We start from the raw sequence: 9650 nt of genomic DNA on the forward strand, positions 1-9650 counted from the left end.
GCGGAGGGGCTGGGGAGCGGGGGAGCAGGGGAGCAGAGGGGCAGGGGAGACAAGGAAGTATTTTTTTTCTCATCTTCCTCATCTTCCTCATCTTCCTCATCTTCCCTACACCCTACGCCTTGCAAAATACGATCGCCGTTCTGGAATCAGCACCTGCCAGCCTGAAGTAATTATGTATATATATTGCCAAACTTAAGAATTTTCCAAGGAAGGGCAGGTGTTGAGTGATTGATATTCTATGGCTCCTAGTTTGCTCTGGCTTGGTTTTTCTAATGCAACCAGGATTTATGTGCCTGGAGTCAGGGCTAACTCGCTCCAAAAACAGCATTAATGTTGCCATCAAAAACTTAGCAGACTTCGGCATTTCCGTTGCCCTATTCTGGGCGTTTGGCTATGCCATCATGTTTGGAGTCTCTCAGCTCGGCTGGATAGGCTCCACTAACTTCCTCGTCAAAATAGAATCCGCACCCGAGCTTGCAGCCTTCTTCCTGTTCCAAGCCATGTTTTGCAGCACCGCTACCACTATCGTTTCGGGGGCTGTAGCAGAACGTATGAAATTCAGGGCTTACCTGTTCTTAGCATGCTTAATTTCCGGTCTTATTTATCCCCTATTTGGTCATTGGGCTTGGAACGGTGTTAACGCGAGAATCCATACGGGTTGGCTCGGACAACTGGGCTTTGTTGATTTTGCCGGTTCTACCGTCGTTCACAGCATTGGCGGATGGGTTTCTCTCGCCAGCCTACTGATTATAGGGGCGCGTGCGGGTCGCTTTCCCGCCGACAGACCTTCTAGGAAAATCCACGGCTCTAACCTACCGCTTTCAGTATTGGGAGTAATGCTGTTATGGTTCGGTTGGTTAGGCTTTAACGGTGGCAGTACCCTGAGACTAACAGAACAGGTGGCTGGCATTATGGGGCATACCATCCTTGCTGGAGTAGCTGGCATGATTGCTGCTGTAGTAATCGGCTGGAAGCACCATCAAGTCCCAGATGTCAAGTTACTGCTCAATGGTTCTCTAGCAGGACTGGTATCGGTTACGGCATCCTGTCATGCTGTGACAACCCCCTTTGCCGTACTCATTGGTGCGATGGGGGGAGCCGTTATGATTTTGGTGAGCAATTTACTAGAACATTGGAAAATTGATGATGCTGTGGATGCTGTACCCGTGCATCTGGGTGCAGGAGTTTGGGGAACCTTAGCCGTTGCCTTATTCGGTGAGCCAGAATTACTGAATACAGGGTTGAGTCGAATTAGTCAGGTTGGTGTGCAACTATTGGGAATTATTGTGGCAGGTATCTGGGCATTTGGGTTAACTTACCTGCTGCTGCTCATAACGAATCGGTTCTTCCCCTTAAGGGTTTCCCTCGAAGACGAACAAATCGGTCTGAATATTTCCGAACACCGTGCTAAAACCGAAATTTACGATTTGTTTCAAGTCATGGAAGCCCAAGCCCAAACCCAAGACTTGAGCTTGCGCGTACCCGTAGAGCCGTTTACAGAAGTGGGTCAAATTGCCCAGTGCTACAACCAAGTGATGGATGCTTTAGAGGATGCACTGACACGGACGGACGCGATCGTTAAGACGGCGATGGATGCTATTATTACCTTTACTAAACCCGAATTAGCGATCGCAACGGCTAACCCCAGCGCGGCGGCAATTTTTGGCTACTCTCCTCACGAGTTCACTGGGCTAGATATCCATCGATTGTTAGAATGGTCAGCCGTTCAAGCCAGTGATGGAATGGACAAACTGCTTAAACTTGGGCGGCAGGAAGTGATTGGGCGTCGTGCCGATGGTACGCTTTTTCCGATGGAAGCGACTGTAACTGAAGCGAAATCCGGTCAGCGCTCATTTTACACCGGCACTTTTCGAGACATTTCCGAACGCAAACAGGCAGAAGCCGCAATTTTTCGGGCAAATCGGGAAATTACCCTGCTCAATGAGCGCCTCAAAACCGAAAACCTGCGTCTGAGTGCCGAGTTAGAGGTGACGCGCCGACTACAACAGATGCTGTTGCCCAAAGACAAGGAACTCAATGAAATTGCCGAATTAGAGATTGCTGGCTTTATGGAACCCGCTGCTGAAGTCGGCGGTGACTACTACGACGTACTCTCGTGCAACGGTCGAGTCAAAATCGGCATTGGCGATGTCACCGGACACGGATTGGAAAGTGGTGTCCTGACAATTATGGTGCAAACTGCTGTACGAACCCTTTTAGAAGGCAATGAAACCGACCCCAAGAAATTCTTAGACATCCTCAACCGCACGATTTATCACAATGTGCAGCGGATGAATTGTGATAAAAACCTGACACTTTCCTTGCTGGACTATCACCAGGGCATCCTGAACTTGAGCGGACAGCATGAAGAAATGATTGTAGTCCGAGCTGGAGGTCAGATAGAGCGGATTGATACTATTGATTTAGGCTTTCCCATTGGTTTAGAAGCAGACATTACCGAGTTTGTAGCTCACGCCCAATTGCAGTTAAATCCTGGAGATGTAGTGGTACTTTACACCGATGGCATTACAGAAGCGGAAAATCTGCAAGGGTTACTCTATGGAGTGGAGCGACTGTGTGAGGTACTGAGTCGCAACTGGCAACAACCCGCTCAGGAAATTAGGCAGGCAGTCATTGATGATGTGCGGCAGCATATCGGAGAGCAAAAGGTTTTCGATGACATTACCTTACTAGTTCTCAAGCAGAAACCTTAAAATTCCAACTTTCCAAAAGGCGGCAGGAATACCCATTTCCTTATTAAGGATGAGAGGACAGCCGCCCCGTCGCCGATTCATGGTTTAATTTTGACGCCTTAAGATGAGACAGTTAAACAATTGGAGGTTAAAACGTTCTAGTCCTAAAGTCCGCGCCTTACCCTACTTGGCAGCATCATTAACTGTAGCGAGTCTGCTGGCAATTACTTGGGTCTTAGAGCGAGCAGAATATCAACGGTTTCAGGAACAAACTCGGTCTGATGTCCTCAACCAACTGAGTACCGTTAGAGCTCGCCTTGAGGGAGCGCTCAACCAGCGGCTCTTTTTAACACGAGGTTTACTGGCTTATGTGTCAACTCTGAATCCAGACATTACCCAGGAAGAATTTGAACGTCTTTCTAGAGTTCTCGTCGCACAGCAACAGGGTATCGAATTTTTAGCCCTTTATAAAGATAAAGTAGTCAGCCATATTTATCCATTCAAGGGCAACGAAAAAGCAATTGGGTTTAACCCCATGACTATCCCGGAAGAGCGGGAGGCGTTCCAGAGAGCAATTCAAACCCGAACGACAGTTTTTGCAGGTCCGCTGAAGTTGGTTCCCAAAGGTAATGCCGGATTTATCAGCCGCACCCCTATTTTTCGCACTCCCCCAGGTCAAGCACCCCAAAGCGGTTCTAACTGGGGTTTAGTGGGTATTGGCTTTGACCGAGATACCCTCTTTGAAGAGGCAGGACTTCTGCAAAACTCAGGCAAACTTGAGTACAGTATCCGAGGTAAAGATGGTTTGGGTGCGGCGGGTGACGTATTTTTCGGCGATGCCAGTATCTTTCAGCGAGATCCAATTCTTCTAGAAGTGACTCTGCCCAATGGTTCCTGGCAGTTGGCAGCCGTTCCTACTGAAGGATGGCCCACCCATGCTCCAATTTCGCGGTGGTTGTGGACTGGAAGCACTTTACTGACTCTGTTAGCAGGAGTTTTGGTGTTTCTCTTAGTTAGTGCTCCCACCCGACTGCAAGCGGCTGTAGAACGAGCAACCGCAGCCTTACGAAAAAGCGAGGAGGCACTTAAACAGGCGAATGAAGCCTTAGAAATGAGAGTTGAGGAGCGCACGGCTCAACTGGCTCAAGCGAACCAAGAAATTACGACTCTCAATGATCGCCTAAAAGCTGAAAATGTGCGCCTAAGTGCCGAGCTAGAAGTGACGCGCCAACTGCAACAGATGATTTTGCCCAAGGAGGAGGAACTCCGTCAAATTCCTGGATTGGACATAGCGGGTTTTATGGAACCTGCCACGGAAGTGGGTGGTGACTATTACGATGTACTTCAGTACAACGGTCATGTCAAAATTGGTATTGGTGATGTTACCGGACACGGACTCGAAAGTGGTGTATTGATGCTAATGGTGCAGACAGCAGTACGAACTCTTTTGGAAGGAAATGAAACCGATGCCAAGCATTTTTTAGACATTTTAAATCGCACTATTTATCATAATGTACAGCGGATGAATTCGGATAAAACCCTCACCCTTACGCTATTAGATTATCAGCCCAACAAACTGCGTTTGAGCGGACAGCATGAAGAGGTAATTTTAATGCGGAATGGGGGGGGGATAGAGCGGATTGATACTCTTGATTTGGGTTTTCCTATTGGTTTAGAAGCTGATATTACCGATTTTGTCGCTTATACGGACGTGCCGTTGTATCGGGGTGATGTGGTGGTTCTTTACACCGATGGAATTACGGAAGCAGAAGATATTCATAATGTGCAATATGGTATAGAGCGGCTTTGTGATGTAATCTGTAGCAATTGCCAGGGTTCAGCTCATGAAATTAGGCAAACTGTTTTAGCGGATTTGTGGCAACATATTGGAGAACAAAAAATCTACGATGACATCACTTTGCTGATACTCAAGCAAAAGTAGCTATTCGTTTAATTTTTAATTCGTCTCCTAACGAATTGCAAAGGATAGGAAACAAATGACAAAGGAATAAATCTTTATGACTAAAATATTTGGAGAATTTGACGAGCAATTATCTTCTAGTCAAGAATACCTGACGATTCAATTTTCTCCTAGCTCTATTCCTCTGAAGCAGCGCTGGAGAAATAACGGTTTATCTGCTGATTTTATGGCGTACTATTTGACGGCATTCTTTCCCAAGAATGAGGATGATCCAGACTCAGTTACCAAACAAGCTGAGATCAAAAGTGCTGCTAGCTATATTGCCAATGAGTTGTTAGAGAATGCGATGAAGTTTAATGATGAGACATCCCCTTATCCGATCAGCATTTCACTTCACTTGCATCCTGAAAAACTAACATTTTTTACGACGAACAGCGTGCCTTCCCAAACTATCGATGATTTTCAGGAGTATATCAAGGAGTTAACGACTGGTGAGCCAGAAGAGTTGTATATTCGTCAGTTAGAAAAAAATGCGATCAACGAAACTGACACAGCTTCTAGGTTGGGTTTTTTAACCATGCTGAATGACTACATGGCTAGGATAGGCTGGAAGTTTGAGAGGATTCAGCAACAACCGGAAGTCACTACCGTAACCACCATGGTGCAGTTGGCAGTATAGATCGCTAAAGCAACGAATAATGATATGTAGGGATTTTGGGGTGATGGAAATTAAGAGTGAAACGTACAGCTTATATTATGATGCAGCGACTTCGACTGTTGACTGCAAAGGTTCTCTCCGGTTGAGTGGCATGGAGGAGTATCTGCCGATTGTGGAGTTGCTGAATGAGGTGGCAGATAGTCAACCCCCCATAATTACCCTCAACCTGCGAGAGTTAGAATTTCTCAACAGTTCGGGTATTAGTATGTTATCGAAGTTTGTGATTCGGGTGCGTCAGAAGAAGACGGTTAAGATAGTTGTCAAAGGTTCTCAAACGATACCGTGGCAGGGTAAGTCATTGAAGAACTTACAGCGGTTGATGCCCGGTTTGAAACTAGAGCTGGAATAGTTAGGACTTGGGAAACAGATTCGGAATTTCAATTGAAATTTGAACTACGCAAACGAAGTCTGCCTGCGCAGGCTATCGCTCTCCTGTCACTCCAGGAAAAGAAAAATCACAGCCAATTGATGAAAGTTATACTCAATGGGCAATCTGGCGATGGTTTGCCTAATAGAAACCCATGCCTTAAGCTCAAATGCTGAAAGTCTATCGGTATAGGTGTTTCAGGTTTTGCTCTGGCGAGAGTGACAGAAGATCGATAATCAAGCTGGACTGTAAAAACTTAAGGTGCTATTCGCTTGCGCTTGGCTGCCAAAAAACCACCCACACCCATCAAACCCAACACCATCATCGGTTCAGGTACAGATTCGGTAACAGGGCTTGTGGTAGCTGATAGCTTCGCTTGTCCACTCGCCACATTGAGAGGGAGATTATATTCAGACATTCCCAAGGAAGTAGCAGAGATATCTAGAGTTGCTTCTGCTGTGAAATCACACGCCCCTATCAGGCAACCTTCCACCACATCAGTATCGAAACCATTAATGACGATTTATGCTTCTTTTTCCCTCTTATAACATTACTCTAAAAGCCACCGTTTAACACGAGTAAAATATTAATTTTTATTTAAAGGAAATGATAGCGGCTTATAGACTATTTACAAAGAAATGTAAAGACAACCAAACTTGGTGATTCCGTCATCGAAAGTATGATTCCTCGGATGTTAAAACAATTCCTAGGTTCTAACTTCAGCTCTTATATCATGTCCGTCTAAATAGTTTTCAATAACCGAAAACCCTACCCTATTCTTCTTGTAGCTTTTATTTACCCCCCTAACCCCCCTGAGTAAGGGGGGAATAAGAGACCGAGAAATATTCCTTCTGATCATTCTGGTTTACTAACGCCAAGCTCCCCCTACTATCACTTCGTCCGAACGTACTGCTGATGACCGTCACTTTGACCATTTGTCTGGGTTTGCATGGGTAGTGCGTTGTGAAACCAAATGGCTTGCTGAGGTAAAGGAATCGGCATCCCTGCTTCGTCGAAGGCGACTTTCAGGCGGCGGCGGAACTCCCTGGCTACTTCCCATTGCTTCAACGGCTGAGTCTTAATCCAGACTCGAATAATCACGCCGCGATCGCCAAATTCATCGACACCTAAAATCTCTGGCTGATCTAGAATATTCTCCCGCCAATGCTGTTCGCGCAGCATTTCCTGGGCAACGTGTTTAATGAGTTCCAGTGGCTTATTAATATCAGTTTGATAGTTGACAGGAATTGCTAAATCGGCTCGTGACCAGCTACTAGAGAGGTTAGCCACAACCTTAATTTCACTATTGGGAACGGTAATTAACCGCCCTTCAGCATCCCGTAACTGCGTAATCCGCAGGTTCATTTTTTCCACCAACCCCCCTACGTCTCCCACAGTGATTACATCACCAACAGCGTATTGGTCTTCCAAAATAATAAAGAAGCCGTTGAGCGCGTCTTTAATCGCGTTTTGAGATGCCAAAGACACAGCAAAACCAATGATTCCCGCACCAGCTAGCAACGGACCAATATCAACGCCAACTACCGTCAGGGCGACTAAAGTTCCCACTGCTATCCCGCTAAAGGCGATAATATTCTTACTCACTCCCGAAACCGTGGAAACTCGCAATCGTGCTCGTCGATCACCTTCTGGAGTGAGTAAGTGATGACTGGCGAGGACTGAGGAGAAGCGGTCAATGAAGGCATAGATCAGCCGAATCGCTACATAGGTTCCCAAACCAACAAGTCCGACTCGCAAGGGAATTTTGAGACTGGCAAGAAGCAAGACCTGTATAGGTCGGGTGTAGGGAAATAGACTGAGGATAAATAAGCTACCACCCCCCCAAATTCCAACTTGAGCTAGCTGTAGTAGTCGGTGTTCAATATCTTTGAAATTCCACTGTTGCTTTTGGCTCAATTGAGTGGAGATGGGATCGGCATTGGATAAGTCGGAGCAATTGAGTTCGTCTTTTGTCTTTTTCAAGCGACGTTCCCAGCCAGAAATTACTAGACTGGCAACAATCATCCCCACCCCAGTACCCACGGCAATTCCTATCTGACGGGTAAAAACCTCTGGTTGCCGTTCCTGCTTTGCCCGTTGCAAGGCATCTTTCAACTCGTCAGTGAGCTCATTGACTCGTTCTTCAATCGAAACTCCTGTAAAATCGGCATCTTGATCAGTCACGCTCATCAGGCGAATTTCCCTTAACGGGTTGCCTGCTTCATCTACAACTGAGGCGTAGATATTGGGTACGTTGCTTTGTGGGTCCAGTTTTTGACGAAACTTTAGTTCGGCAGACTCGTTTCTGAGGTAAGTGCGGCTGATATCCTGCAACCGCTGTTCAATTCCTTCAATTCGTTCGGGTAGTTGAGATCTTTGACCGACTATCTCAAACAAACAGCGCCCCTCAAGCCGGATGCACTCAGAAACTACCTGCTCGTCTGCGTTTTGGTTCGGCTGGGTGGGAGTTGGTAGGTTCAAATTCGGTAAAACTGGTACTTGAGCTTGAGCTGGAGACACAACCCAGCCTGCAAGAGTGATCGAGCCAGCAATTGTCCAAGCTGAAAAGCGCATTTTGACCATCCTGTTTCGTTTACGTCATTTTTCTTTACAATCCAGTCCATATACCTAACAAATTTTCAACAGGATTAACAAGCTGGCGAAGACATTCAACACTCGTAAAACCGCTTTAAATAAACCCCTACGGAAATTTTCGGTGAGCTTATTAAAAATAAGTTATGGTCTTAGAGTCATTTAAAAGCAAATCTTAACAAAAATCACTTTCCAGCTATCCTCTATCAAAAGAGACAATTTTGTTGACTTTTTTGAGTTCTGATGCTGTTGAACCCACTCAATCGATGCAAAGATTCATACCTCCTATCCAAAAAATATTCCCCAAGGCAGTATCCGAAGAGCAATTTAAACAACTCCATCAGGAACTTTGGATAGATGCAAGTTGGAGCACTAACTATGTCGCTCTGACCATTAGTTCCTGTATGATTGCCACCTTTGGTCTAATTAGTAACAGTACAGCGGTAATTATCGGGGCAATGATTGTTGCACCGTTGATGCTGCCACTGCGAGGATTAGCGTTTGGTGCCTTGGAAGGAGACTTGAAGTTATTCCGCAAAGGTCTAGGGGCGATCGCAGGTGCTACAGTGATGGCGTTAGTTCTCTCTTGGTTGACGGGACATATCGTCAGAATTCCTGAATACGGTTCAGAAGTCCTCTCGCGTACCCAACCGAACCTAGTAGATTTGGGGATCGCTGTCACCGCTGGCGGGATCGGTGGCTTTGCTAAGATTCGAGAGCGAATCAGCGATGCGTTGGCAGGGACTGCGATCGCCGTTGCTTTAATGCCACCGCTGTGCGTCGTGGGTTTAGCTCTGTCTCAGGGAATCTGGTCCTTTAGCTTGGGTGCGTTTTTACTTTACTTAACCAACCTCTTAGGCATCACCTTAGCCTGTATGGTGGTCTTTATTACAGCAGGCTACACCAAAATGAATCGCGCCTTGGGTTGGACAATGGGGTTAACTGCCCTGCTGTTCGTGCCTTTAGGAGCCAGTTTTTTGCAACTAGTCCGACAAGAACGGCTACAAGCGACAATCAATAATACCTTAGTCAGACGCACTGTCACCATCGGTCAGCCCGAAGTAGAACTCCTTAGAACCAAGGTTAATTGGACTGCAAAGCCGCCAATCGCTTATCTAACGGTTCAAACGGATCAAGAAATTACGCCAAAGCAGGTGCGGTTAGTTCAGGAATTTATCTCTAGGGAAATGAATCAACTGTTCAAGTTAGTATTCCTTGTAAGTGAAGTCAAGCAAGTCACGGCAGAAGGAGAGATACCGACAGACGTGCCTGCACCACCAATTCTGGATAACCCTTAACTCAAAATTCGGCACCTTCAAGTTTCACAGTAGGGACAAGGGGACAAGGGGACAAGGGGAC

General features: G+C 46.3%; 7 protein-coding genes. 5 read left to right on the top strand and 2 right to left on the bottom strand.

What is annotated here, in order from left to right; translation table 11 throughout:
• The first annotated feature begins 224 nt into the window (after positions 1-224).
• From amt to IQ257_RS27615, 4 genes are all read left to right on the top strand, one after another.
• Positions 225-2714 carry an ammonium transporter gene (gene amt / locus IQ257_RS31280; protein WP_193881142.1) on the top strand — a complete coding sequence of 830 codons (2490 nt, stop codon included), beginning with the start codon at positions 225-227 and terminating at the stop codon, positions 2712-2714.
• 103 nt (positions 2715-2817) lie between these two features.
• On the top strand, positions 2818-4635 hold the full coding sequence (locus IQ257_RS27605) for a SpoIIE family protein phosphatase (RefSeq protein WP_193881146.1): 1818 nt from the start codon (positions 2818-2820) through the stop codon (positions 4633-4635).
• A gap of 76 nt (positions 4636-4711) precedes the next feature.
• The gene (locus IQ257_RS27610) at positions 4712-5293 is read left to right on the top strand and encodes a slr1658 superfamily regulator (RefSeq protein WP_193881149.1); all 582 of its coding nucleotides are present in this window, start codon (positions 4712-4714) and stop codon (positions 5291-5293) included.
• Positions 5294-5336: 43 nt separating this feature from the next.
• Positions 5337-5681: a slr1659 superfamily regulator gene (locus tag IQ257_RS27615; RefSeq protein ID WP_193881152.1), complete on the top strand. Its 345-nt coding sequence runs from the start codon at positions 5337-5339 to the stop codon at positions 5679-5681.
• Positions 5682-5955: 274 nt separating this feature from the next.
• Here IQ257_RS27615 and IQ257_RS27620 read toward each other — a convergent pair whose 3' ends face one another.
• Both IQ257_RS27620 and IQ257_RS27625 read right to left on the bottom strand, forming a co-directional pair.
• Positions 5956-6195 (bottom strand): PEP-CTERM sorting domain-containing protein, encoded by a 240-nt coding sequence (locus tag IQ257_RS27620; RefSeq protein ID WP_193881154.1) that lies wholly within the window; start codon positions 6193-6195, stop codon positions 5956-5958.
• A gap of 395 nt (positions 6196-6590) precedes the next feature.
• The gene (locus IQ257_RS27625) at positions 6591-8282 is read right to left on the bottom strand and encodes a mechanosensitive ion channel family protein (RefSeq protein ID WP_228061089.1); all 1692 of its coding nucleotides are present in this window, start codon (positions 8280-8282) and stop codon (positions 6591-6593) included.
• Positions 8283-8524: 242 nt separating this feature from the next.
• Here IQ257_RS27625 and IQ257_RS27630 point away from each other — a divergent pair, with 242 nt between their 5' ends.
• Positions 8525-9589, top strand: a complete 1065-nt coding sequence (locus IQ257_RS27630) for a TIGR00341 family protein (protein WP_228061090.1) — start codon at positions 8525-8527, stop codon at positions 9587-9589.
• Positions 9590-9650 lie beyond the last annotated feature (61 nt).

The sequence above is a fragment of the Coleofasciculus sp. LEGE 07092 genome, assembly GCF_015207375.1.
In the GTDB taxonomy this organism is placed as follows: Bacteria; Cyanobacteriota; Cyanobacteriia; order Cyanobacteriales; family Coleofasciculaceae; genus LEGE-07092.